Raw genomic sequence first — 24,688 nt, forward strand, 5'->3', positions numbered from 1 at the left:
ACGTCACGGACAACAATCGCCGATCCGACACGGTGGCAACATGTTACGTGCCACCTCCTACGACACCACCCGCTGTCGTGCGAAAGTGCCCGACACAGAGTCTCGGTCACCCGATTTCGTCGATATACCGAGGCGCGCACTCCCCCACATCACGCGCGCGAACATCGTTGGGCGCATCAGCGACTCAGGACGGTCGAGAAGATGGGCGACTCGCGCGAACGCAGCTCCCACCTGGGGATCGTTGACACCGGCCCGATACAGCAAGCCCAGGTAGGCGTTCATCAGCCTCGTCTGTACAGACCGATCTCCTTCCACGAAAGGCATCCGCAGATCCGAGTCGGCAGACATCGACCATGCCTCGTCGAGGATAGGTTCGATGCCGCGCAGGAAGCGGTACGTCAGCGTGTAATTGTTCCCAGCGCAACACTCACGAAGAACGAGCGCTTCCATAGCCGCGACGCTCATCCCCTGGCCATACACGGGATTGAAACTGCAAATGGTGTCACCGAACGGTAGATATCCCCTGGGAAGTTGGGAACCCGTGAAGTGCCGACGCACAGTGGAGGGAATCCGATAGTGAACCGCGGGACCGAGCGACTCGGCGTTGCGCAGGAGCTCGGCCAATTCCGGCGCAGGTAGCGAAGCCGCGAAGTCGACGAATCGATCCTCGTCGAGTGGCGGCGCATAGTCACCGTAACCGGCCAGCGTCACGATCCAACTGTTGCCCTCCTGCGCCAGCAGATACCCACCTCGAGGGTTGCTCGGAGTCGCGCCGACGAGCAGACCGATATCACCCTGTAGATGTGACGGCTCTCGTCGATAGCGGCGAGTGGCGTAGGTGAGATGAATGGGCATTCGCTCCTCTTCAGGTGCCGGGAATCCCTCCAACTCAAGGAACTTGTGCACCTTCGAACTGCGACCCGAAGCATCGACGAGCAGATCCGCGGGGATAAGCCGGCTCCTCGCGCCGTCTTCTTCGTCGTACACCAACACTCCGGTCACGGTGCGGTCCACGGGATCGACGGAGATCCCGTGGACCGAACACCGGTCGATGATCTCCACATTGGAGACCGCCTCCAGCCGACTGCGTAGATGTCCCTCGAGGAACGGACGGCTGACGAGCACCGGACGGACCCCCGACCTACCTCGCGCCCAGCGGTGACCGTCCAAGATCAACCGGACGTCAGACAGCTGATCTCCTGTTGGTGCACCGTGGTCGATCAATTCCTCGACGAAGCCGGGGAACAATTCATCCATGATTTCCTTGCCTCGCACGGTCAAGGCGTGTGCATGCCAACCCTGCGGCACACATCGTCGTGCACTCGGCGCTTTCGGCAACGTATCGCGCTCGACGACGATCACTCGATCGAAGCGGTCGCTGAGCGCACGCGCGGCCAGCAGACCCCCTACTCCGGCACCGATCACTACCGCAGTCGAGTTCCTGATCTCGGTCATGGCTTCAGTGTGTTGTCACAACAGGGCGAGAACCATCCCTCACTCGGGGGGTAATGCGATCCGAGCTTGCGAGCTGCCTGTTGTCAGTTCGACACCAGACGCACGTACAACAACCGGTCGTCCGCGGCGATGACACCGCTCCCGAAGGAATCGATCCGGATCAACTGTTCGCCACGGACGACGCCGAGCACGATCTCGGGCAACTGGCGTGGCGGGAGGCCGACTTCGTGCGGTGCGACCTCACGTTCGGAGACCGCGAAACCGGCCTCCGGGGTCAGCAGGTCCTCGATCATCTCCACCACCGTGGGCGTAGCGGGAGCCAAACCCAGCAACCGGCCTGCGGTCTCGGCCGAGACCACCACCGTATCGGCGCCGGACTGGCGCAGCACATGGGTGTTCTCCGATTCGCGCACCGCAGCAGCGATGCGTGCCTGCGGGGCGAGCTGGCGCGCGGTGAGGGTGACCAGAACGGCGGTGTCGTCCCGGCTCACGGCCACGATGATCGACGCGGCATGCCGCGCCCCGGCCAGTTGCAGGACATCCGACTTGGTGGCCGAGCCGTGCACGGTGACCAGTCCCTGACGCGACGCGGCGTCCAGACTCATCGGATCGGTGTCGACCACCACGATCTCCGAAGGAGGAAGCCCATCGGCGAGTAGGGCATCGACAGCGCTACGGCCCTTGGTGCCGTAACCGACGACCACGGTGTGACTGCGGGTGCGCCGCCGCCACCGCTGGATCTTGAATGCCTGCCGAGAATCTGCGGTCAGTGCCGACAAGGTGGTACCGACCAACACGATCAGGAAGAACACCCGCAAAGGTGTGATGACCAGGACGTTGATCAGCCGGGCCTGCGGTGTCAGTGGCGCGATGTCACCGTAACCGGTGGTCGACAGTGAGACGCTGGCGTAGTAGATGCAGTCGAGCAGCGAGAGCGGATTGTCCTGCACGTCGCGGTAGCCGTCCCGACCCAGATACACCACGATCACCGCCACCATCAGCGCCGCCAGGGCGTAACCGATCCGGCGTACGATCGCGCGGCCCGGACTGGTGAGCTCCTGCGGTACGCGCAGTACACCCACAAGCGCGAAGTCGGGACGGTCGGTGAGGGTGTCCGGGCGCCCCAGCGGCACCCGCAACTTACCGGGCATGATCGAACGCACCCATCCCTCGGCCGCTCACCGGACTACCCCAGTCATGCCCGTCAGCTTAGGACGATCTGCTCCCCGATGAGCGTCGGTCCGCAAGCGCGGCACCCCGGCTGTCGTGTCGGTCATGACGGACGCAGATCCGGCCCGTAGCCCTCCACAGTGCGTCGCGCCGCGTCGGCAACCACATCGGTGAAGGAACCCCCGCTCTCGAGAATGCGACGCTGCCTGATCGCCCCATTACCTCGATCCAGGGTTCCCGACAGAGTGTCGTGCACGGAGCGGTAGACGTCGAGTTCCTCCAGGATCGGCCGGACCCGAGCGAGCAGTCGCCAGATCAGGTCGACTGCCGGAACCAACTGCCCAGAGCCGAGATCGACACCGCGCCCGGCCAGACCGTCCCGGGCCGCTCTCCAGCACGCCGCGCGCAGCAGCTCCTGATCGACCGAGGGCGTCGGCTCGCCGCGTTCGATCGATGCCGTCGCCTGGGCGACCAATGCATACACCAAGGTGGCCAGCGTGACGGTCTCCTCGACGGTCGCGGGCACGTCCGCGATGCGGATCTCGAGGGTCGGATGATGCGCGGAGATCCGCACATCCCAATAGACCATTCGAGGATCCAGGATCGTGCCGGTGGTGAGCAGCGATTCGACCGCCGCGTCGTATTCCGCGGCCGTGGCGCACTGCGGGGGCAGTCCCGCGCTCGGCCAGCGCCCCCACCGCAGGTATCGCCAGCTGGCATATCCGGTGTCCCGGCCGTCGGTGATCGGCGAGTTGGCGGTCAGCGCCAGCAGGGCGGGAAGCCATGGGCGCAGATGGTTGATGAGCTGGGCCGCGCGGTCACGATCGTCGACACCGATATGCACGTGGCATCCGCAGATCACGCCGTCGGTGACGCCACGATAGTGCTGTGCCATGCGTTGGTAGCGAGGCGTGGCGGTGACCGATCCGCTCGGAGGTTCGAAGATCGGTGTGCCGACCGCTACGAGCCGGCATCCTGCGCGCGCTGCGGCGTCGGCGGCCGTCGCGCGGGAGCGGCGCAGCTCTTCGCGTAGGTCCTGCAGGTGTGTACATACCGTGGTGGCGGTCTCGACCTGACACGGGGAGAGCTCGACCTCGAGCTCGATGCCGAGTGTGCGTCCGGCCGCGAGCACGTCGAGACTGCGCAGGAGGGGACGACCGGTACGGGGATCGACCAGGACGAATTCCTCTTCGACGCCGATCGTGGCCGCCGCCCCGCCGCGCACAGGAGAGGTGTCGGTCGGTCCTGTGGCGGCCATGGCGTTCTCCCCACTCGAGATCTTTCACTCTACGAAGGAAGAGCGGCCGGCGTGGGTGTACTGCAGTCGGAGATCTGTCTTACCGGACGGTGCGTGCGCGTTGCCGGTTGGCGGCGTGGCGGAGCTGCAGAATCCGCAGACCCCCGGCGAGGCCGACGATCACCGCTCCGGCGATCGCAGCGAACAGCAGTGCCACACCCAGCGGCAACGAGAAGTCCCACGCGAACAGTTCGAGGGTGACGCTGTCCAGGTTCTGCAGGATGAACACCAACAGCAACAGCAGGATCAACACACCGACGATCAGGGCAGTCCACAACGCCCCGGTGCGGGTGCCTCTGATGCCTTTGCCCCGGGCGACGTCGGGGTGCAGCCTGCTGGGAGCGTCCGGATCCGGTGTCGCCCCGGATGGCGGTACCGGAGTATCGCTACGTCGCGCGGGCGGCGAGAAATCGGGGTTCGAATCGCCAGGGCCCCTCGAGCTGGTCGTCATGTTCGATCGGGTACCCCGGCCCTGTTCCGGTTATCCCACCGGCAGAATCTTTGCGGTCAGTTCACGTCCCGGCTCCGCACCAGAATCCCGGTGGCGACCACTGCGACGGCAATGTAGGCGGCGACGGTGATGAGCGCCCTCGGTCCCGAGATCACATCCACCACCCCGGGTGTGCCCTCCCCTCCCCCGGTCACCGCGCCGACGAGCGATCCGGCTGCGGTTCCCGACAGGAAGGCCGTCACGTCCTCGACGAGCTGCAGCGCGGAGCCGACGCCTCGCAGCAGATTCTCGACGACAACCGTCCATACCAGCCCCAGGCCGACCGACAGCGCCGCACTGCGGGCGTAGGTGCCGAGGGCGAAGCCGATCGTTCCCCACATCATGAACACGAGGTACGCCGCACCCGCGGAGCGAAGAAGTGCGCCGGCCGACGGCATCGTGAGCGGTTGTGTTTCGATCGTGGCGAGCGAGACGGACACGACCGTGCACAGCCCAGCGGTGACGACCACCATCGCGGCAACGATCCCCGCAAGAGCGAGCAGGGCACCGATTGTCGGGCGCAGACGGCCGTGAGTGAACACGGTCTTCCACGTTCACCAGCTGTACCCGTTCCCGGCGATGAGAGCACCCAGGACGAGCACGAGCGCACCACCGAACAACGGTGTGCCCTGGACCAGGATGTCAGGGATCGATTCGGGCAGGGCGCTCTGCAGCAACGCTTCGGTCGGCTCCCCTTCCGTGGAGAAGCCGGCCGTTCCGGTCGTGTAGGAGACGTACGGGAATACGTAGCCGAAAACCATCGCGAGCAGGAACCACGTGCCGACCGTCGTCCACATCGCCGGCCACGAACGCAACCGGTACAACTCGGCACGCAAGCTCCGAGCAACGGTGTTGTGCCGTGCGGCAAGTGAGGTGGAATCGGAGTGCGAGCGGAGTGTCGAGGCGGACATGTCACGCCTCTTCGTGGGTGTGGAACGAGTGGTCATTTCGAGGAACACGTCCTCGAGGATGCGTTCGGCCGGTCCGACCGACAACACATCCACGCCGTCGGCGACGAGCGCGCGGACGACGTCGGGCCGCGATCGGGCGGCAGATCCAGCAGCACCGAGTCGCCGTCGATTTCGAACCCGTTCTCTCCGGCGAGATCCGATGCGATCGAGACCACCCGATGCCCGGGCGTGCCACGAACTTTCAGCACCGCGTCGCCGAGCAGGGTGGAGACGGTCGTTTCGCGCACCGGGCGCCCGGTGACGAGATCGGCAGGATCGGTATTCGCTCCGCACAAAATGACGCAGGGCCTCGGGTGACACCCTCTCACCGAATGTCCCACCACGGGCGCCGCTTCTGTAGGAACGCCGTCATCCCCTCCGCGGCTTCCTCGGAACCGAACATCCGCGCCGAACGTGCTGCCAGGTCGTCTCCGTAACGATCGAAGTCCTCGAGGATCCGCTGCGTGACGAGGCGTTTCGATTCGGCCAGACCCTGCGGTGAGCAGGCACGGATCTCCGCGAGCAACTCCACCAGGACAGCGTCGGTATCGGCCACCGACAGGGTGACGAGACCCTCGGAGGACGCCTCCTCGGGACCGAACCGTTCGCCGGTCAGGAAGTACCGTGCCGCTGCGCGCGGCGACAATCGCGGGAGCACGGTCAAAGAGATGATCGACGCGGCCAGACCGAGCCGTGCCTCGGTAAGTGCGAACGTCGACGCCGGCCCGGCGACCACGATGTCGCAGGCACCGATCAGACCCATGCCGCCGGCGCGGACGTGCCCGTCGATGCGGGCCAAGACCGGCTTGGGGAGCTCCAGGATCTGCCGGAGCAAGGCCGTCATGTCGCGGGTGCGTGCGGCAGCCGTTTCCTGCGCGGATCCGGAAGAGCCGCTCAGATCCGCTCCGGCACAGAATGTTCCACCGGTATGGGCGAGGATGACCGCGCGGACGGCGGGGTCGGCGGCCGCGTCGACGAGTCCGCGGCTCAGTTGGGTCAGCAGCGGTACGGACAGGGCGTTGCGGTTGTGCGGGGAGTCGAGGGTCAGTGTCGCAGCGCCGTGGTCGACGACGTAGCGCACCACCACCGGATCGGGTTCGGTCATGACAACTCCTCGATGTGGTGGCCCCCTTCGCTGTCGGGGCTCTCGACCGGTGCGGACACGTCGTGCGGGGTGACGACAGCGAGGACGGTGCCGACGGCGACCTGATCGCCGACTTCGACGGCGAGCGTCGTGAGCGTGCCGGCAGTGGGTGCGGTGACGGTGTGCTCCATCTTCATCGCTTCGAGCCACACGAGCGGCCTCCCCGCTTCCACCACATCGCCGACGACAGCGCCGAGCCGGATCACCGATCCCGGCATGGGTGCGAGCAGTGATCCTGCAGCAATTCGGGCGGTGGGGTCCACGAAACGCGGCACCGCGGTCAAGTGCACCGGTCCGAGCGACGAGTCGACGTGTACCGCGTCGCCGTATCGCGCCACCACAAAATGCCGGCGGACACCGTCGACGTCCAGAACCACGCGATCCGGGGCGAACCCGACGACACCGAGGTCGTCACGGCCGTCGACGTGGACACCGTCGCGGGTGACTCGGTAACGCACCACGTGGTCATTGTGGACGCCCGTGAATCGTGTGGCCTGCGGCTGCGAGGGCAGATTCCGCCATCCCGAGGGCAGTCCCGCATTCACCGTGGCAGCGGTGCGATTGGTGGCCGACTCCGCCAGAGCAGCGGCGATCGCGGACACCGCTTCCGCGTGCGCTGAGGCGAGCGGTGCCGACAGTTCCGTGAGTCCGTGGGTGTCGAAGAAGGCGGTGTCGGTCTCCCCCGCACGGAAGGCGGGATGTTTCAGCACCGCGACGAGGAGGTCGCGGTTGGTGACAATGCCGTGGATCTCGGTGCGCGTCAACGTCGATGCCAGCAGCCGCACCGCGCGGTCACGGGTCGGTGCGTACGAGATGATCTTGGCGAGCATCGCGTCATAGTGGACCCCGACCTCCGATCCCGCGAGGACACCGGAATCGACGCGCACACCGGTGTGCCGGAGCACGTCGAACTCGCGTGCCTCCTGCGGCAGCGCGAAACGGTGCACGGTGCCGGACTGCGGTTGCCAGTCCCGGGCCGGGTCCTCGGCGTAGAGCCTGGCCTCCACGGAATGGCCGTGTACCGGGGGTGGTTCGGGGTCGAGGAGGTCACCGTCGGCGATGCGGAACTGGAGATCGACGAGATCGAGTCCGGTCGTGCATTCGGTGACGGGATGCTCGACCTGCAGGCGCGTGTTCATCTCCAGGAAGTGGAACCGCCCCGAGCGGTCCGCGAGAAACTCGACGGTGCCGGCGCCCTCGTACCCGATGGCCTGAGCGGCGCGCCGGGCGGCGTCGAACAGGCGTGGGCGCATCCCCTCGATCGCGTCGACGAGCGGCGAGGGGGCTTCCTCGATCACCTTCTGGTGGCGACGTTGGATCGAGCATTCGCGTTCGCCCACCGCCCACACCGTGCCGTGGCGGTCCGCGAGGATCTGGACCTCGATGTGCCGCCCGTTCTCGAGATACCGCTCGCAGAACACCGTCGGGTCGCCGAACGCCGACGCGGCCTCCCGGCGGGCCGCGTCGAGTTGCCCAGGCAGGTCGGCCAATGTCCGCACCACCCGCATTCCGCGCCCACCGCCGCCTGCGGAGGCCTTGACGAGCACCGGGAGGTCGGCGTCGGTGATGTCGGCAGGGTCGAGTTCTGCAAGAACAGGGACACCGGTGTCGGCCATGATCTTCTTGGCCTCGACCTTCGAGCCCATCCGTTCGATCGACTCCGGGCGCGGTCCGATCCAGATCAACCCCGCCTCGAGCACTTCGCGCGCGAATCGTGCGTTCTCGGAAAGGAATCCGTAACCCGGATGGACCGCGTCGGCGCCCGTCGCCAACGCTGCCGCGACGATCTTCTTCCCGTCGAGGTAGGTCTCGGAAGGGGTGACTCCCGCAAGTCGCACGGCGGCATCGGCGTCGCCGACATGCGGACTGTTCGCGTCGGCATCGGAGAACACCGCGATCCCCCCGAGTCCGGCCCGACGGCACGACGCGAACACGCGGCGGGCGATCTCCCCGCGATTCGCCACGAGCACCGTGGTGATGGTCGATTCGGTCACGGGAACCTCACATCCGGAAGACGCCGAAGGATTCGGCACCTGTGATCGGGGCGGTGGCAACAGCCGACAAGCACAGTCCCAGCACAGTGCGGGTATCGCGGGGGTCGATGATGCCGTCGTCGTAGAGACGACCGGACAGGAACATCGGCAGCGATTCGGCTTCGATCTGGTTCTCGACGGCCGCGCGCATCGCCTCGTCGGCGGCCTCGTCGAAGTCCTGGCCGCGTGCCTGCGCGGCAGCGCGTCCGACGAGAGAGATGACCCCGGCCAGTTGGGCACCGCCCATGACCGCAGACTTGGCGCTGGGCCACGCGAACAGGAACCGCGGATCGAAGGCACGTCCGCACATGCCGTAGTGACCGGCGCCGTAGGACGCGCCGATGAGGATGGAGATGTGCGGCACCGTGGAGTTGGCGACCGCGTTGATCATCATCGCCCCGTGCTTGATCATGCCGCGTTCCTCGTATTCCCGACCGACCATGTACCCGGTGGTGTTGTGCAGGAACAACAGCGGCGTATCGGCACGGTTCGCGAGTTGGATGAACTGGGCTGCCTTCTGCGATTCCTCGTTGAACAGCACGCCGCGCGCGTTGGCGAGAATCCCGACCGGATAGCCGTGCACCTGTGCCCAGCCGGTCACGAGCGACGACCCGTAGAGCGGTTTGAACTCGTCGAAGTCGGAATCGTCGACGACGCGGGCGATGACCTCACGCGGATCGAAGGGTTGCCGAAGATCCTCAGGGACGATCCCGAGCAGCTCCTCGGCGTCGTACCGCGGTTCGCGTACGTCCGTCCGGGGTGCAGGGCCGGCCTTGCGGTAGTTGAGGCGCCGCACAATGCTGCGACCGATGCGCACCGCGTCCTGTTCGTCGACCGCGAAGTGGTCGGCCAGACCCGAGATACGCGCGTGCATCTCGGCGCCGCCGAGCGACTCGTCGTCGGATTCCTCACCGGTGGCCATCTTCACCAGCGGCGGGCCGGCGAGAAACACCTTCGACCGCTTCTCGATCATCACGACGTGGTCGGACATGCCGGGGATGTATGCGCCGCCGGCGGTCGAATTGCCGAAGACCACCGCGATCGTGGGGATACCTGCCGCCGACAACCGGGTCAGATCGCGGAAGAGCCGGCCACCGGGAATGAACACTTCTTTCTGCGTGGGCAGATCCGCGCCGCCGGATTCGACGAGGGAGATCAGCGGCATCCGGTTCTGCAGGGCGATGTCGTCGGCACGCAACGTCTTGCGGAGCGTCCACGGGTTACTGGTTCCCCCGCGCACGGTGGGGTCGGTGGCCACGATGACACATTCGACGCCTTCGACCACACCGATGCCCGTGACGACGCTGCCGCCGACGGGAAACTCGGTGCCCCAGGCCGCGAGCGGTGAGAGCTCGAGGAACGGCGAGTCGGGGTCGAGGAGCAGTTCGATCCTCTCCCGCGCAAGCAACTTGCCTCGGTCGTGGTGTCGCCGGACGTACTTTTCTCCCCCGCCGGCGAGGGCCTTGCCGTGTTCTGTGTCGAGTTCGGCCAGGCGAGCACGCATTGTATCGGCGGCTGCGCCGTATTCGGTGGAGCCGGCATCCAGGGTCGAGATCAAGGTGCTCACGTGTGCTTCTCCAGCAGGACGGTGGGGATGTCGAGGTATCGGGCGCGCAACCATTCACCGAGGCCCTTGGCCTGGGGGTCGAAGCGGGCACGGGAGGCGACGCCACGACCGAGGATTCCCTCGATTACGAAGTTCACGGCCCGCAGGTTCGGGAGCAGATGACGTGTGACAGGCAAGGGTTCGATCTCGGGGAGCAGGTCCTTCAGCGTGTCGACGGTGAGAGTGTTTGCAAGCCATTGCCATTCGCCGTCGGACCGGACCCACAACCCGATGTTGGCGTCACCGCCCTTGTCGCCGCTGCGGGCACCGGCGATCGTGCCGAGCGGAACGCGACGAGTCTGTCCGGGCGACAGCGGCGCGGGCACACTCGGGTCCGGCAACGGTTCGAGGGTCCGGGTGGTCGCCGCGGTCGGGATGTCGACGCGGGTGCCGTCGGGCAACACTGCAATGTGCGGCACGCGGGTCGCCTCGACGTACTCGGCCGTGTAGACACCGTAGGCGGTGCCCGGGCCGGGCGGAGCGGTGACGAAGAACCCGGGAGAGCTTGCAAGGGCGAACTCGACCGCCGTGGAGGTGAATGCGCGTCCGACGACGTCGGGATCGGGATCGCGCGCAGTGCAGCGCAGCAGAGCGCTCGCGGTTTCCTCCGTGTCGGCATCGGCATGGTCGGTGCGAGCGAGAGTCCATTCGAGTTCGGCAGGCCGCCTCGGCAGATTCGATTCCATCTGAGATCGCACCAACTGGGCCTTCGCGTCGATGTCCAGTCCGGTGAGGACGAAGACGACCTCGTTGTAGAACCCGGCGAGCGCGTTGAGGCACACCTTCAGAGTCGGTGGGGGCGGCTCGCCCTTCACGCCGGTGATGCGGACACGATCGGGTGCTTCCCGGCTCAGCGTGGCGGTGTCGATGCGCGCGGTGACATCGGGGTTCGCGTAGCGTCCGCCCGTCACCTCGTACAGCAGTTGTGCGGTGACCGTGCCGATGGTGACGGCTCCTCCCGTACCCGGGTGCTTGGTGATCGTCGCCGCGCCGTCCGCCTCGATCTCGGCGATGGGAAATCCGGGGCGGACGAGGTCGTCGAGTTCGACGAAGAATGCATAGTTTCCGCCGGTCGCCTGGGTACCACATTCGATGACGTGCCCGGCGACAACAGCACCCGCGAGTGCGTCGAAGTCATCGGGTGCCCAACCGAAGTGGGCGGCGGCGGGACCGACGATCACCGAAGCGTCGGTGACGCGTCCGGTCACGACGATGTCGGCTCCGGCATCGAGGCACCGCACGATGCCCCACGCACCGAGATATGCGTTCGCGGTGAGCGGGCGCGGGTCGGCGACGAAACCGAACTCGTCGATGCGAGTGAGGAGATCGTCGCCTTCGACGTGGGCGATGCGTGGTGACAGACCGAGCCGATCCGCAACCGTGTGCAGCGCCGCAGCCAGACCCGCGGGGTTGAGACCACCGGCGTTCGCGACGATCCGCACCCCCTTGTCGAGAGCGAGCCCCATGCAGTCCTCGGCCTGCCGCAGGAACGTCTTGGCGTAGCCGAGTTCCGGATTCTTCAGACGGTCGCGACCGAGGATGAGCATCGTCAGTTCGGCGAGGTAGTCACCGGTCACATAGTCCAGTTCGCCGCCTTCGAGCATCTCGCGCATCGCCGACAGACGGTCGCCGTAGAAACCGGAGCAGTTGCCGATTCGCACGACGCGGCTCACGCGATCCACTCCTGGACCGTGCGTCCTGTCCGCTGAGTAACGAGCGGACAGAGATCGTCGAGAAGCTCACGCGACTCCACCATGTGGTCAGCGTCACATGTCGCTGCTCTCGGAGCAAGCACTCATGACTGTTTCGCGCGGCTCCTGGTCGTACCCCTCACCGCCGATAACGGGCTCACCGCTGTGCGCGGCGACGACGCCTCCCATCCGGCACGTCGGATTGCCCGGACGGTTCTGCAGCTCCCCGAGTGCTCCCGAACTCGACGACATCTGCGTCCGCACCCCGACCGGTCAGTGCCTGCACCACCATCTCGAGGTCGTGCAGCGTCACCTCATCGGCCGACGAACGGCCTTCTTCATCTCGAACGGAACGGGCCATGACAACTCCTGACAGAAGAACCACCGACCGCACCGTCGACCGTCACAACACGAACAAAACCATCGCCACACGAACCGGCGCCGGCAAGGCACCGGGCCCGACATCATCGGCAGGCCTGCGACACCGGTGAGTCTAATCCTGCTCGGACGTACTTTCGCCGCGATCGGTTGCGTGCACGTAACTGGCCCGGACGACGAACGTCGAAATCGTCACGACTCCTCGTTCACGATCCCTGCGTACCCCGCGGCAGATACCGTGGATGCATACTTCACCGAGGTCAGGAGTTGCCGTGCCGAAGCTGGAGATCAAGCAGAAGGCCGAACTTTCCCGCAAGCAGGCATCCGAGCGGTTGATCGCACTCGGCCGCGCCTTGGCGACGGGATCCGAAGTGGAACTGGACTCGGGCGGTGACACCATTTCGCTCGTCGTCGCCGACCGACTCGAATGGGAACTCGAAATCGAGGTGGACGGCGACCAGGTCGAGATCGAGGTCGAATTTGGTTGGCGCGACGCACCATCCGACAGCCCAAAAGCCGATGCGGACGAGGAGGAGGACGAGGAAGCGGACACCGCCGAAGGTTCGGATGAGGACCCGGGTGAAGACGAGGACGAAGGCGAGCCGCAGCAAACCGAGCCGCGACGAAGAGCCCCGGTCAAGAAGACGGCGCGGCGTGGCCGGCCACGTAAACGCGTCGCCGACTGATCGATGCACAGCCCCTGCGCCGTTCCTCCTCTCTCGTCACCGTAGGGACGATGCAGCGCAGAGTCACCATTGACAGCTACTTCATCTCATTTGATCCTTCAGAATCATGCTGCGCATCAGGTAGGTGATGGATGTGGCGGTCGAGGGAGGGAAACTTCTCGCGCGTGCCCTGGAGTCCGCCGAAGTATCGGACGCCTTTGCGCCACGCAGAAGTCGCCTGGATGCATTCCGGACCGCCGTCCTTATGCCGCATCGCGGAACCATCGCAGAGTCCAGGTTGCACCGATGAAGGCCGTCAGTTGCCATCGCGCGACGCTGTCGGTCGTCGACATCCCTACCCCCGGACCCAACCGAGGACAATTGCTCCTCGACGTTGTGCGTTGCGGCATCTGTGGATCGGATCTGCACGCAAGAGACCACATCGACGAGCTGACAGAGGCGATGTCTGCACTCGGTGTCAAACATGCTGCCGGCAGCGACATGCCGTTCGTCTTCGGGCATGAGTTCTGCGGTGAGGTGGCCGAGCGTGGCCGCGGCGTAAGTGGACGGTTCAAACCGGGCTCCAGGGTCGTATCGTTCCCGCTGCTGCGGGACCGCAACGGTGTGCACATGACAGGTCTGTCCCCGGCAGCGCCGGGAGCCTACGCAGAACAGGTATTGGCAGAGGCTGCACTTAGTTTCGTGGTACCCAATGGTCTGAGTTCCGACATCGCGGCACTGACCGAACCCATGGCTGTCGCGCTCCACGCGGTACGGCGCAGCGACATCTCGCGTCGTGATACCGCCATCGTGGTCGGTTGCGGTCCGGTAGGTCTAGCGATCGTGTGCCACCTGAAGGCGCAAGGGGTGGAAACGATCGTCGCTAGCGACCCGTCTCCGGGCCGCCGAGAACTCGCCCGACGATGCGGCGCGACCCTCGTCGTCGACCCCACGCAAAATTCGCCGTATGCGGCAGCACCTGGAGTGACGTCAGGTACCGAACTCTACGAGCTGGGTATGACTTCCATGGAGAAGTTACGGCGTCTACCCGGATGGGTGCCGCTCTACCGCATCGCTGAGAAGCTCGGCACGACCACACCGAAGCGTCCGGTCATTTTCGAATGCGTCGGCACCCCGGGCATGCTCGACTCGGTCCTGACATCGGCACCGTTCCATTCCCGTGTCGTAGTGGCCGGGGTGTGCATGGGCACCGACCGGTTCCGGCCGATGTTGGCCACCGGCAAAGAGATCGATCTGCGATTCGTCTTCGCCTACACGCCTCTGGAGTTCCGCGATACCTTGCATCTGCTCGCCGAGGGCAAAGTCGACGCAACAGCGATGGTCACCGGGACTGTCGGCTTACACGATGTGCCCTCCACATTCGAGGCCCTGCGCACTCCCCAGGACCAAGCCAAAGTACTGATCGACCCGTCCCTGGGTCGGTCCCGGCACCGTCCGTCTACCAGATGTACAGCGGGTACTCGGGAGCGCCGTTCAGGCGGTTGACGACAAGGCCGACGAGTACGAGCACCGCGGCAGCGGATCCTGCAAGGAGAATGAACTCCCAGCTGGGGACTGTTGTCGCGGTGGTCCCGATGACCGCAGTCGCCGCCGCCGGGGAATGTGGCACACGAGCCAGCATCATCGCAGCCAGAGCCAGGGCGCCGGCGAGCGCGCCGAGCCACAACGATTGGCCCAGCAGTCCGACCGAAGCGCCGACTGCGGCAGAGATGATTTGGCCGCCGACCACGTTGCGAGGTTGGGACAACGGAAGTTTCGGCGCCCCCACGACCAGGGCCATGCTGGCCGCCATCGAGGGGATGAGGAACGGACTTCCTGTCACCTCGGTCAGTGCGGCGAGCCCCAGAAGCCCGAGGGCCGCAGCAATCAGTGCGAGTGCGACCGTGCGCAGGGCCGGTCGTGGCGACGCGGAGGACCTCCACCAGGGACGACGAGCCGCGTCGAGGACGGGAGGGGACGACATTGACGGCGACGAATCGGCGACTGGGGCCTGCTGGGAGAACATCCGAACTCCTAACTAATGGTTAATGCATTAGCCGGGACTCTAGGGGTAGATTGAAGTACATTGCAAGCACGAATGCACGCAGAACCCGATCGGGAGAGGACCGACCATGCGGACGCAGTACATCGAGAACGGCGTCCTGGTCCGGCCGCTCGAACCACCGTCCACCAATTTCCTGAGCAGCCGCTACTACGACGGTCGCGGCATCACCGACCTGTTCGACTCGCCCGACCGGGCCCACGCGTGGATGCAGACACTGAATGAAGAGATCAGCTTCCCTCGATCACCTTTCACACCGACCGAGGACCAGCTCGCGCAACTCCGACAACTCCGCGACACGCTCGGCTCCGTCTACCGCGACACGCTCGACGGTGATCCGGCCCAGGCAGCGGCCCACCTGCGCACGGTGCTCGATCGCACACGCATCACTCCCGGCATCGTTGTCGGTGACGATCGCCTCCACGTCCGCTGGACCACGGACTCCCACGACCCGTTCGAGGAATTGGTCGCCGAAATCGCTGTATCCGCAATCACAGCGGTAACCGGTCACGCGGCAACCTTGCTGTGCAAGTGCGAGGCACCACGGTGCGTGCTGTACTTCACCCGACTCAACGCACGTCAGCACTGGTGCAGTGACGTGTGCGGCAATCGCGCACGTGTCGCTCGCGCCGCGAGGACGCGCCGGAAATCGCATCCCGCAGAAGGCTCACAACCGAAAAGCGAGGCTCACAACCCTGGTGGTCGACCCGGGTTGTGAGCCTCACTTCTGCATTGTGAGCCTCCCGTCGAACGCCATCTGCGGTCAGCGGGCGTAGCGGTCGGCGAGATCGGCTCCGATCCGCGCCAGTTCCTCCTGCACCGTGACCAGCTCGAGGACCTCGACATCGTCGACTCCGTGAAGGTCCCCTGAGATACACCTCGCGACGGACGTGCGCACACCGACCCCGACGACCGGCGACCTGCACCCGCCTCGCTACGCTCCAGCCCATGAGTGAGCCGACTTCGACCTACGCCAACGTGACGCTCGACCCGCGTGCCAACGTCTACTTCGACGGCAAGTGCGTCAGCCACAACTTCCATCTGGCGGATGGAACCCGCAAGTCGGCCGGCGTGATCCTTCCCGCGACCCTGAACTTCGGCACCGTTGCACCGGAGGTCATGGAGCTGCACAGCGGCGCGTGCCGCGTCCGATTGGCCGGCGGCGAGGACTGGACCTCCTACGGTGCAGGCGACTCCTTCTCGGTGCCCGGCGACTCGTCGTTCGACATCGAGGTCACCGAGGCTGTCAGCTACGTCTGCCACTACGGCTGACCACACCCTCAGCATGCGAGAACGCTCCCACCGAGTCCTGCTCGGTGGGAGCGTTCTTCCGTTCGTGGCGACCGGCCACTACATACGAACCCGGCTCAGCCGGTGACCTCTGCGCGATCCGGCGAAGCTCCGGCCTGCGCCTTCCGCTGCGACGAGGCGTGGCCGACGAACATCGCCGACGCCACGATCCCGATGATCAGGACCGAGGCGGGCAGGAGCATCGACTGGCTCAGCACGATGCTGAACTTCTCGGCGATCTGCTCCGGGAGACCGGCTCCCATCGCGGCTCCGCCGCCCTCACCGGCTTGCACCTCACCCAATCCTTGGGCGGCCATCCGCGACGAGATCAGAGCACCGATCGCGGCGCTGCCCAGCACCGAACCGACCTGGCGGGTGGTGTTGTAGATGCCGGCACCGGCGCCCGCCTGGTGGATCGGCAGGTTGTGCGTTGCGGTGGAGGCCAGCGGCGCCCAGATGCACGAATTGGACAGGCCGGCGATACCGGCGATGAGCAGGAACAGCACGATGGGGCTGTCCGGCGTCATGAGCACCGCGAAGCCGAAGATCGTCGCGGAGAAGAGCGTGAAGCCGACGGTGGGCAGCACCCGGGGCGGCATCCGGTCGGAGAACTTACCGATGAGCGGTGCCGTCAGACCGGTGACGATCGCCATCGGGGCGAAGATCAGGGCGGCTTTCGTGGGCGAGAATCCGCGGACCGTCTCGAGATAGAAGTAGGCCGGAACCATCAGGGCGGTCATGGCTGCGCCCATCGACGAGATCGCGATGTTCGACATCGAGAAGTTCCGGTCGCAGAACAGGGCCAACGGCACGAGGGGTTCGCCCTTGTTGCGCGCCTGGTTGAAGACGAACAGCACCATCACCGCGATACCCGCGAGGATCATCGTCCAGGTCCATACGTCCCAGTCGCGGCTGGAACCTTCCTGGATTCCGAAGACCAGCAGGAACAATCCGACGCCGCTGAGGATCACGCCGACGACGTCGAACTTGTGCGGTTGGGTCTCGAGACTGGGCACCAGCCATGCCGCCAACACGAAGGCGATGATGCCGACCGGGACGTTGATGTAGAAGATCCAGTTCCAGCCCTGCCAGTCGACCAGTACACCGCCGACGAGGGGCCCGAGCAGCGAGGCCAGTCCGGCGACCGCGCCCCACAGACCCATGGCGGCGCCACGCTTGTCGGGCGCGAAGGTGCGGGTGATGATCGCCATCGTCTGCGGCGTCATCAGCGCCGCGCCGAGTCCCTGGACGGCGCGGGCGGCGATGAGCATCTCGATGGTGCCGGAGGTCGCGCACCACAGCGACGCCGCGGTGAACACCACCAGGCCCGCGAGATAGACGTGCTTGGGTCCGAGCCGGTCGCCGAGACGACCGGTGAACAGCAGGGGCACCGCATAGGTGAGCAGATAGGCGCTGGTCACCCAGACGACCTGATTGATGTCGGCCTGCAGGTCGGCCATGATCGCCGGGTTGGCCACCGCGACGATGGTCAGATCCAGCAGGATCATGAAGAACCCGACCACCAGGGCCGACAGGCCCCACCACGGATTACGTTCGGTTTGCATCGATTTCGTTCCCGTTCGTACCGGTCGAGCACGACCGGCGATCTATTGGGTCGAGGTGTTCCGGTTCGGTCGTTGCACTACGACCGACCGGGACCGCTACTTTCCGCACTGCTCCTCCGCAGTTCGGCGAGAGTCTCGTCCGTCAGCGCCGCACCCCAGTCGCGGCCGAGATCACGGGGCGGGTCCGGAAGTCGTCGATCGGCGGCATCGACGCTCTGCCACACCAGGGAGCCGTCGCGGATCTCTTCGATCAGTGCACGAAGCCACTCCGATTCGTGGGCGGTCCTGTCCCGGAGGAAGTCGACGGCCACCCAGTAGCGACGCGGCACGCCGTTGTCCGCGGCCCACGTGCGGATCGCGGCCTCGGTGATGCTGTAGGTGGTGCGCTCGGGCCGATTACCTGCGCGTTCGGTGCCCTCCTGCCGGATCAGTCCGCTTTCGGCGAGACGGGAAACGGTGTGGTACAGCGAGCTCGGCCGGAGCTTGATCAGGTTGTCCTCGCGGCGCCTGAGCAGAAACTGGGTCGCTCGACATCGGCACGCTCGAGCGACCCCGGAATCGGCGCGTCCGGGTGGCAGACTGCCTGGGGGTGGAGGCCGATTCGCCGACGCACACCTGATGGGCACGTCCGAAGGAAGGACTTTCGAGTAGTCCGCTACGCATGGTTCCGCAGCACCGAGGGTGATGCTTCATTCGATGCCGCTTCCGGAGCAGGAGAGGATCCGTCATGGCCGACCTGGACTCCCCATCGACCCGCGAGGTCTGCGGAACGCCGGACAGGGCAGCGCGCACCGGCCCCGACAGGTGTCGGGAGCATTCCGGTCGTCGTTCACGTCGCGCATGATCCCGCGTCGCCGTCCCAGATCCTCAACTACGCCCAGTTCCCCGGCGGACCGGCAGCGACCGACGGTGTCGTCATCGCCCACTCGTGCTTCGGGACCGCCGGCACAGCGCGACCTCCCTTCCATCTCGGTCGCACCGCGACATACGAGATCGGTCGCTGGTTGAGTCAGCGCCGCATCTGGGGCGACGACGGCGATGCGATGCTCATGTTCGCCGCCGGGCAGTCGCTCCGCATGCGGGCGTACCTGGAAGGACCGCATGCGCCTTTCCTGCTCGGGGCGATGGACCCGGCCCAAACGGACCCACTCGCGCTCGGTCCGTCCGGCAACGGCGGGACACGAGCCGATACCTCGGCACTTGTGTCACTCGACGGCGAGGTGGACGAGCTGCGACGTCAGATCGCCTCGCTCCGGTCGCTTCTCGATCAGATCGGCGCAATCCTGGACCGCGTCGGCTGATCACCCACCACGGACCCGTCAGGACGCACTGTGAGCGAACCGTCGTCGATCATCGGTCCTGGTTCCATTCCTACGAGGAGGACACCGACACCGCGAGGGTCTACCGCCCTCGCGGGTTTCCGTTTCCTCGCTCACGAGGTCCTCACGTTCGAATCGGGGCAACCATGAACCTGAGATGAGCGGTTCCGGCCGATGTGACGCACCGGCCGGAACCCGTCGTTCGAATACGGTCACGATCTGTGCAGCCACACATCGACGCTGCCGAACCCCATGTGTCCGCGCGACCGTCCCCGGTTGTATCCACCAGGAACCGCGGGGATGCCGATCGGTGCGCCACGATCCGGCGTTGTACCCGAAATTGTTGACGGCGAGCTGCGGCACCCATACGAGGTGCCCGCGAGTGAAGCCGCAGACAGTGAACGTGTTGCCCTTCATCAGGCACGGGACGCCACCTGCGGCCGCGCAGTTCTCGAGGTCGGAAACACCGAAGATCGTGTGCGGTCAGTGGTTGAGATGTTGCAGCCGTTCGTGTTCCGACAGTCCACCCCACACTCCGTGCGGTTCGCCGCTGAGTATCGCGTGGGTGCGGCACTCGGCCAGCACCGGGCAGTTCGCGCAGATGCGCTTCGCGACGACCTCGCGCCGCCTGCGGATGTTCGGTGGTTCGCCCTCCGGGGCGAAGAAGAAGTACTCGTCGGAGGTCCGGCAGTTGGCATGCTGTTGCCATCCGAGTCGCGGCCGGACACGCTCGGTCAGCATGGTCATCCGACCATCACCACCTCCAGTGTGCGGGGGCCGTGCACGCCCTCGACGCGTTCGAGTTCGATGTCCGACGTCGCGGACGGTCCGCTGATCATCGTGATCGGCCGCTCCGGGACGAGCCGGGCCAGCGCTTCGGGCACTCCCACCTCGACGTCGCCCATCGCCACCACACACACGTGCAGGTCGGGGACCAGTGTCAGCGCGCGTCGCCCCTGGTCGGGGTTGCCGTCGAGGAAGATCGTGCCCGTCTCGGCGCAGGTGACCGCAGAGCCGGTGACGACCCCGTCGAGATCACCGAGGTCGGCTGCGGGTCGGTCGGTGGAGTCGACCACCACCTCGCCACCGAACTCCGCCATCCACGAGCGTTCCAGGCCCTCCGGGATCCCGACGCGGCGCACCCCCCGATCCGTGAGAATCTTCGCCAGCACGACGGGTAGATCCTCCGGCGTGCTCTGGTGCACGTGGGCCTTGTAGTCGACCAGTCGGTCGACCAACAGCTCACGGCGTTCGGCGTCCGGCAGGGTGCGTCCGAGACGGTAGTCGCGCGGTACCTCGACCGGTGCCGGCGGTGCCAGGGTCTGCGCCGAACGGATCCGGCCGAGAATCGCGTCGCGACTGCTCATCGCTGCTGTCCTTCCTCGCGTGCCTTCGCGAGCGCGGCACGTCCTTCGTCGGATGCCCACCATTGCCGGAAGGTCTGTTTCGGTGGGGCCGGCATGTCGCGGGCGTCTGTCCAGCCGGCCAGTGGACCGGGAAGATGGGTGATCTTTCCCTTCTTGCCGGCGAGGACGCGGCCGAGCCCGGCGGCCTTCTGCGCGGCCGTCCAGCGTCGTGAGGTCGACATGGCCAACGAGGCGGCCTTCATCGCCGCGGCCTCGGGTCCGAAGCGGGCGTGTTCGACCTTCTGGTGGCGCAGTTCCACCAGCAACGAGGGGATGTCGATCTTGACGGGGCAGGCGTCGTAGCAGGCACCGCACAGGCTCGATGCGAACGGCAGGCTGGCGTTGGGGTCGTCGGGTTCGTCCATCCCGGCCAATTGCGGGCTGAGGACGGCGCCGATCGGGCCCGGATAGGTCGAGCCGTAGGCGTGGCCTCCGGTGCGCTCGTAGACCGGGCACACGTTCAGGCAGGCCGAGCAACGGATGCAGTGCAGTGCTTCACGTCCGATCTCGTCGGCGAGCGCGGCGGTGCGGCCGTTGTCCAGCAGTACGAGGTGGAATTCCTGCGGGCCGTCGCCGGGGGTGACACCGGTCCACATCGACGTGTAGGGATTCATGCGCTCTCCCGTCGACGAGCGCGGCAGCAGCTGCAGGAACACCTCGAGGTCGCGGAAGGTGGGCAGCAGCTTCTCGATACCCATGACGGTGATGAGCGTCTGCGGCAGCGTCAGGCACATGCGGCCGTTGCCCTCGGATTCGACGACGGCAAGGGTGCCGGTCTCGGCGATGCCGAAGTTCGCACCTGACACCGCAACCGGCACCGTCATGAACTTCTGTCGCAAGAATTTTCGTGCCGCGGCTGCGAGATGGCGGGGGTTGTCGTCGAGGTCGGGGTCGACGTCCGGCATCTCACGCAGGAAGATCTCGCGGATCTCGGCGCGGTTGCGGTGGATGGCAGGCACGAGGATGTGCGAGGGCTTGTCGTGGCCGAGCTGGACGATGAGCTCGGCGAGGTCGGTCTCGTAGGCCGCGATCCCTTGTTCCTCGAGGTGCTCGTTGAGTCCGATCTCCTGGGTGGCCATCGATTTGACCTTGATGACCTCGTCGGATCCCGTCTTCCGGATCAGGTCGGTGACGATGGCGTTGGCCTCGACGGCGTCGGCCGCCCAGTGCACCACGCCGCCGCGCGCGGTCACCGCCTCCTCGAGCTGGGTGAGCAACTCCGGGAGGCGGTTGAGCACGTCGGTCTTGGTGGCGGCGCCGGCGTCGCGCAGTTGCTCCCAGTCGGGCAGTTCCCCTGTGACGTCCAGTCGCTTGGCACGGATCGTGTGGGTGGCCTTGCCGATGTTGCGGCGCAACTGCGGGTTCGCGAGTTCCTGGTGCGCTGCGTCGGGAAACTTCCTGATGCCGCGCAGATTTCCGGATCCACGCGGCGGGACGACGGGCATACCGAGTGCGGTCACGCGGGCACTCCCTTGGGGGCGACGGCCGGTTCCACGGAGGCGAGGATCTCGGCGAGGTGGATGGTGCGGGTACCGGTGCGCAGTCGTGTGAGACCGCCACCGATGTGCATCAGGCACGACGAGTCGCCGGCGCTGCAGTATTCGGCACCGGTGGCGGCGACATTGTTCAGCTTGTCGGCGAGCATCGCGGTGGAGGTCTCGGCGTTCTTGATCGCGAAGGTGCCGCCGAATCCGCAGCACGAGTCGGCCTCGGGCAGTTCGACGAGGTCGATCTCGCGCACGGCCCGCAACAGCTGGAGCGGCTTCTCCCCCACTCGCAGCATCCGCAGCGAGTGGCAGGTGGGGTGATAGGTCACTCGGTGGGGGAAGTAGGCGCCGACGTCGGTGACGCCGAGGACGTCGACGAGGAATTCGGACAACTCGTACGTCTTGGCCTTGACGGTGTCGACCCGCCCGCACAACGACGCGGAACCGTAACGGGAGGCGACGATTTCGTGCTGGTGGCGAACGGATCCGACGCATGATCCGGAAGGGGCGACGACGGCGTCGATACTGGTGTCGTCGAAGGCGTCGACGTAGTTCTCGACGAGCGGCAGCGCGTCGGGTTGGTAACCGGTGTTGACGTGCATCTGGCCGCAGCAGGTCTGGCGTTCGGGGAAGACGACGTCGTGCCCGAGCCGGGTGAGGAGCAGGGCGGTGGCCGAAACGGCCTTCGGGAACATCGTGTCGCCGAGGCACGTCGCGAACAGGGCGATTCGCATGGAGATCTCCGCATCGGGGGTGTGGTCTGACCACATTGAACCACACGTTCCGGAGATACGCCGCACATTTTCGGATATCGACCGCACATTCCGTCAGGGGGTCGACTGTGACGCGGACCATGGTGTACCTTCACGTGGTCTGACCACATCGGTCGAAATCACATCCGCCGCCGACAGCGGCGCAACCACAGGAGTTTCGTGTGGCAACCCGTATATCGGCGGTGACATTCACTCCCGCCACTGACGCCATCGCAGGCAGCCTCACCGCATCGGCTCTCGTGGGCCTTGCGCCGCTGCTGACCTTCTTCGTCCTGCTCGCCGGCTTCAAACTCAAGGCCTGGTATTCCGGACTCGGTGCCCTCGTCGTCGCGCTCGTCGTCGCGATCATCGGTTTCGACATGCCCGCGCCGCTGGCCGGCCTGTCCGCCCTGCAGGGCATCACCTTCGGGCTCTTCCCGGTGATGTGGATCGTGATCACCGCGATCTGGTTCTACGAACTCACCGTCGTCAGTGGCCGGTTCGAGGATCTACGGCGCATCTTCAACTCGATCGGTCACGGCGACATGCGGATCCAGGCGATGCTCATCGCTTTCTGTTTCGGCGGCATGCTCGAAGCACTCGCCGGATTCGGCGCACCCGTCGCGATCACCGGCGCCATGCTCGTCACCCTCGGTATGCCCGCCCTGCGGGCCGCGGTCACGGTCCTGATCGCCAACACCGCACCGGTCGCCTTCGGCGCCATGGCCATCCCGATCACCACCGCCGGCGCCCTGACCGACATCCCCGCCACCGAGATCGCTGCCGTCGTCGGCCGTCAGACACCCGTCCTGGCGCTCTTCGTGCCGCTGTTGCTGCTCTTCCTCGTCGACGGTCGTCGCGGTGTCCGGCAGGCCTGGCCGATCGCACTGGTCACCGGCACGACCTTCGCACTCGCCCAGTTCTGGTGCTCGAGCCACTTCTCGTACGAACTCACCGATGTCGTCGCCTCGCTCGCCGGCCTCACCGCAGCCGTGCTCATGCTCCAGGTCTGGAAGCCGCGGACCCCCGAGGACCAACTATCACGCACCCGCACCCGCACCGATGCCGTCGCGGTCCAGGCCGGCAAGGAGGGACCCGGAGGCGCTCACGCTCCGCAGCGTCCCGTCGCCGACGAATCGCTGACCGCTTCGCGCGTCGTCATGGCCCTGTTCCCGTATTTACTGGTCATCACAGTGTTCGGTATCGCGAAGCTGTGGACCGTCGGTGTCGATCTGCCGGAGCGTCTCGCCGCCACCGACGTCAAGATCGAGTGGCCCGGCCTGTACGGCAATCTGATCACGGGCAACGGCGACGCATCGAGCAGCGCGGTCTACACGTTCTCGTGGCTGTCGTCGCCGGGAACACTGCTGCTGCTCAGCGGCGCGATCGTCACCCTCGTCTACGCACGGTGGGACAGCGGTGGCATGTTCCCGCTGACCGTCCGCCGGGCCGCGGCCACCTTCGGCACCACCGTCGTGAGGATGAAGCTCGCCATCGCCACGGTGGCCACCGTCCTGGGTCTGAGCTACGTGATGAATCAGTCCGGCCAAACCGTCGCGATCGGCACGTGGCTCGCCGGAACCGGCGCGATCTTCGCCCTGTTCTCCCCGATCCTCGGTTGGCTCGGCACCGCCGTCACAGGCTCGGACACCTCCGCCAACGCCCTGTTCGCCCGCCTGCAGCAGGCCGCCGGGCAGACCGCCGGCATCGACCCGACTCTGCTGGTCGCGGCGAACACCTCCGGTGGTGTGGTCGGCAAGCTGATCAGCCCGCAGAATCTCACCATCGCTGCCACCGCAGTCGATCGGCCGGGCAGCGAATCGGTGTTGCTGCGCAAGGTGATCGGCTACAGCGTCGCGATGCTCGTCATCCTCTGTGTGCTGGTCTACCTGCAGTCCACCCCGGTGTTGTCCTGGATGCTTCCCTGA

General features: G+C 66.1%; 25 protein-coding genes. 7 read left to right on the forward strand and 18 right to left on the reverse strand.

Features of this window, described 5'->3' with window-relative positions:
• Nucleotides 1-57: 57 nt before the first annotated feature.
• From NVV99_RS01035 to NVV99_RS01080, 10 genes are all read right to left on the reverse strand, one after another.
• The gene (locus tag NVV99_RS01035) at nt 58-1,455 is read right to left on the reverse strand and encodes an NAD(P)/FAD-dependent oxidoreductase (protein WP_024100966.1); all 1,398 of its coding nucleotides are present in this window, start codon (nt 1,453-1,455) and stop codon (nt 58-60) included.
• A gap of 83 nt (nt 1,456-1,538) precedes the next feature.
• Nucleotides 1,539-2,606, reverse strand: a complete 1,068-nt coding sequence (locus NVV99_RS01040; RefSeq protein WP_024100965.1) for a TrkA family potassium uptake protein — start codon at nt 2,604-2,606, stop codon at nt 1,539-1,541.
• 122 nt (nt 2,607-2,728) lie between these two features.
• The gene (locus NVV99_RS01045; RefSeq protein WP_024100964.1) at nt 2,729-3,883 is read right to left on the reverse strand and encodes a glutamate--cysteine ligase; all 1,155 of its coding nucleotides are present in this window, start codon (nt 3,881-3,883) and stop codon (nt 2,729-2,731) included.
• Nucleotides 3,884-3,962: 79 nt separating this feature from the next.
• The gene (locus NVV99_RS01050; RefSeq protein ID WP_024100963.1) at nt 3,963-4,373 is read right to left on the reverse strand and encodes a lipopolysaccharide assembly LapA domain-containing protein; all 411 of its coding nucleotides are present in this window, start codon (nt 4,371-4,373) and stop codon (nt 3,963-3,965) included.
• 56 nt (nt 4,374-4,429) lie between these two features.
• Complete coding sequence (locus NVV99_RS01055; protein ID WP_228045058.1) at nt 4,430-4,954, reverse strand: hypothetical protein; 525 nt, start codon at nt 4,952-4,954, stop codon at nt 4,430-4,432.
• 12 nt (nt 4,955-4,966) lie between these two features.
• A complete protein-coding gene (locus tag NVV99_RS01060; RefSeq protein ID WP_242411721.1) occupies nt 4,967-5,323 on the reverse strand; it encodes a hypothetical protein in 357 nt (118 codons plus the stop codon).
• A 364-nt stretch (nt 5,324-5,687) separates the two neighbouring features.
• The gene (locus NVV99_RS01065; RefSeq protein WP_024100961.1) at nt 5,688-6,467 is read right to left on the reverse strand and encodes an enoyl-CoA hydratase family protein; all 780 of its coding nucleotides are present in this window, start codon (nt 6,465-6,467) and stop codon (nt 5,688-5,690) included.
• Nucleotides 6,464-8,500 (reverse strand): biotin carboxylase N-terminal domain-containing protein, encoded by a 2,037-nt coding sequence (locus NVV99_RS01070; protein ID WP_024100960.1) that lies wholly within the window; start codon nt 8,498-8,500, stop codon nt 6,464-6,466. The genes NVV99_RS01065 and NVV99_RS01070 overlap by 4 nt, the downstream gene beginning before the upstream one ends.
• Before the next feature lie 7 nt (nt 8,501-8,507).
• A complete protein-coding gene (locus NVV99_RS01075; protein WP_019289437.1) occupies nt 8,508-10,106 on the reverse strand; it encodes an acyl-CoA carboxylase subunit beta in 1,599 nt (532 codons plus the stop codon).
• The gene (locus NVV99_RS01080) at nt 10,103-11,818 is read right to left on the reverse strand and encodes an acyclic terpene utilization AtuA family protein (protein ID WP_024100959.1); all 1,716 of its coding nucleotides are present in this window, start codon (nt 11,816-11,818) and stop codon (nt 10,103-10,105) included. Before NVV99_RS01080 ends, NVV99_RS01075 begins: the two co-directional genes overlap by 4 nt.
• A gap of 124 nt (nt 11,819-11,942) precedes the next feature.
• Between NVV99_RS01080 and NVV99_RS01085 the strand changes: the two genes are divergently transcribed.
• The 3 genes from NVV99_RS01085 (at nt 11,943) to NVV99_RS01095 (ending at nt 14,385) form a co-directional block, all read left to right on the forward strand.
• The gene (locus NVV99_RS01085) at nt 11,943-12,209 is read left to right on the forward strand and encodes a hypothetical protein (RefSeq protein WP_144376934.1); all 267 of its coding nucleotides are present in this window, start codon (nt 11,943-11,945) and stop codon (nt 12,207-12,209) included.
• 277 nt (nt 12,210-12,486) lie between these two features.
• Nucleotides 12,487-12,900: an amphi-Trp domain-containing protein gene (locus tag NVV99_RS01090; protein ID WP_024100957.1), complete on the forward strand. Its 414-nt coding sequence runs from the start codon at nt 12,487-12,489 to the stop codon at nt 12,898-12,900.
• 285 nt (nt 12,901-13,185) lie between these two features.
• A complete protein-coding gene (locus NVV99_RS01095) occupies nt 13,186-14,385 on the forward strand; it encodes a zinc-binding dehydrogenase (RefSeq protein ID WP_080678454.1) in 1,200 nt (399 codons plus the stop codon).
• Here NVV99_RS01095 and NVV99_RS01100 read toward each other — a convergent pair.
• Nucleotides 14,339-14,905, reverse strand: a complete 567-nt coding sequence (locus tag NVV99_RS01100) for an HPP family protein (RefSeq protein ID WP_232238082.1) — start codon at nt 14,903-14,905, stop codon at nt 14,339-14,341. The two genes, NVV99_RS01095 and NVV99_RS01100, sit on opposite strands and share 47 nt — an antisense overlap.
• 106 nt (nt 14,906-15,011) lie before the next feature.
• Here NVV99_RS01100 and NVV99_RS01105 point away from each other — a divergent pair, with 106 nt between their 5' ends.
• A complete protein-coding gene (locus NVV99_RS01105; protein WP_024100953.1) occupies nt 15,012-15,659 on the forward strand; it encodes an ABATE domain-containing protein in 648 nt (215 codons plus the stop codon).
• 45 nt (nt 15,660-15,704) lie between these two features.
• Here the strand turns inward: NVV99_RS01105 and NVV99_RS01110 are convergent, their stop codons facing one another.
• Nucleotides 15,705-15,839 carry a hypothetical protein gene (locus NVV99_RS01110; protein ID WP_024100952.1) on the reverse strand — a complete coding sequence of 45 codons (135 nt, stop codon included), beginning with the start codon at nt 15,837-15,839 and terminating at the stop codon, nt 15,705-15,707.
• Nucleotides 15,840-15,889: 50 nt separating this feature from the next.
• On the opposite strand from NVV99_RS01110, the gene NVV99_RS01115 reads away from it, so the two are divergent.
• Nucleotides 15,890-16,213: a pyrimidine/purine nucleoside phosphorylase gene (locus NVV99_RS01115; RefSeq protein ID WP_006552067.1), complete on the forward strand. Its 324-nt coding sequence runs from the start codon at nt 15,890-15,892 to the stop codon at nt 16,211-16,213.
• Between the two features lie 95 nt (nt 16,214-16,308).
• Here the strand turns inward: NVV99_RS01115 and NVV99_RS01120 are convergent, their stop codons facing one another.
• Together NVV99_RS01120 and NVV99_RS01125 are read right to left on the reverse strand one after the other, a co-directional pair.
• The gene (locus tag NVV99_RS01120) at nt 16,309-17,796 is read right to left on the reverse strand and encodes a DHA2 family efflux MFS transporter permease subunit (RefSeq protein ID WP_024100951.1); all 1,488 of its coding nucleotides are present in this window, start codon (nt 17,794-17,796) and stop codon (nt 16,309-16,311) included.
• A gap of 77 nt (nt 17,797-17,873) precedes the next feature.
• Nucleotides 17,874-18,422, reverse strand: a complete 549-nt coding sequence (locus NVV99_RS01125) for a PadR family transcriptional regulator (protein WP_024100950.1) — start codon at nt 18,420-18,422, stop codon at nt 17,874-17,876.
• Between the two features lie 378 nt (nt 18,423-18,800).
• Between NVV99_RS01125 and NVV99_RS01130 the strand changes: the two genes are divergently transcribed.
• On the forward strand, nt 18,801-19,097 hold the full coding sequence (locus NVV99_RS01130; RefSeq protein WP_024100949.1) for a hypothetical protein: 297 nt from the start codon (nt 18,801-18,803) through the stop codon (nt 19,095-19,097).
• 501 nt (nt 19,098-19,598) lie between these two features.
• On the opposite strand, the gene NVV99_RS01135 is transcribed toward NVV99_RS01130, so the two are convergent.
• Genes NVV99_RS01135 through NVV99_RS01150 form a run of 4 tightly spaced genes read right to left on the reverse strand, consistent with a single transcriptional unit; the run spans nt 19,599 to nt 22,742 of the window.
• Nucleotides 19,599-19,862 (reverse strand): WhiB family transcriptional regulator, encoded by a 264-nt coding sequence (locus NVV99_RS01135; RefSeq protein ID WP_006552065.1) that lies wholly within the window; start codon nt 19,860-19,862, stop codon nt 19,599-19,601.
• Nucleotides 19,859-20,482, reverse strand: a complete 624-nt coding sequence (locus NVV99_RS01140) for an LUD domain-containing protein (RefSeq protein WP_006552064.1) — start codon at nt 20,480-20,482, stop codon at nt 19,859-19,861. Before NVV99_RS01140 ends, NVV99_RS01135 begins: the two co-directional genes overlap by 4 nt.
• The gene (locus tag NVV99_RS01145) at nt 20,479-21,981 is read right to left on the reverse strand and encodes a LutB/LldF family L-lactate oxidation iron-sulfur protein (protein ID WP_024100948.1); all 1,503 of its coding nucleotides are present in this window, start codon (nt 21,979-21,981) and stop codon (nt 20,479-20,481) included. Before NVV99_RS01145 ends, NVV99_RS01140 begins: the two co-directional genes overlap by 4 nt.
• Nucleotides 21,978-22,742 carry a (Fe-S)-binding protein gene (locus NVV99_RS01150; protein WP_024100947.1) on the reverse strand — a complete coding sequence of 255 codons (765 nt, stop codon included), beginning with the start codon at nt 22,740-22,742 and terminating at the stop codon, nt 21,978-21,980. Before NVV99_RS01150 ends, NVV99_RS01145 begins: the two co-directional genes overlap by 4 nt.
• Nucleotides 22,743-22,942: 200 nt before the next feature.
• On the opposite strand from NVV99_RS01150, the gene NVV99_RS01155 reads away from it, so the two are divergent.
• Nucleotides 22,943-24,688, forward strand: a complete 1,746-nt coding sequence (locus NVV99_RS01155; protein WP_024100946.1) for an L-lactate permease — start codon at nt 22,943-22,945, stop codon at nt 24,686-24,688.

Source organism: Rhodococcus sp. PAE-6, from assembly GCF_025290685.1.
GTDB classification, from domain to species: Bacteria; Actinomycetota; Actinomycetes; order Mycobacteriales; family Mycobacteriaceae; genus Rhodococcus; species Rhodococcus pyridinivorans.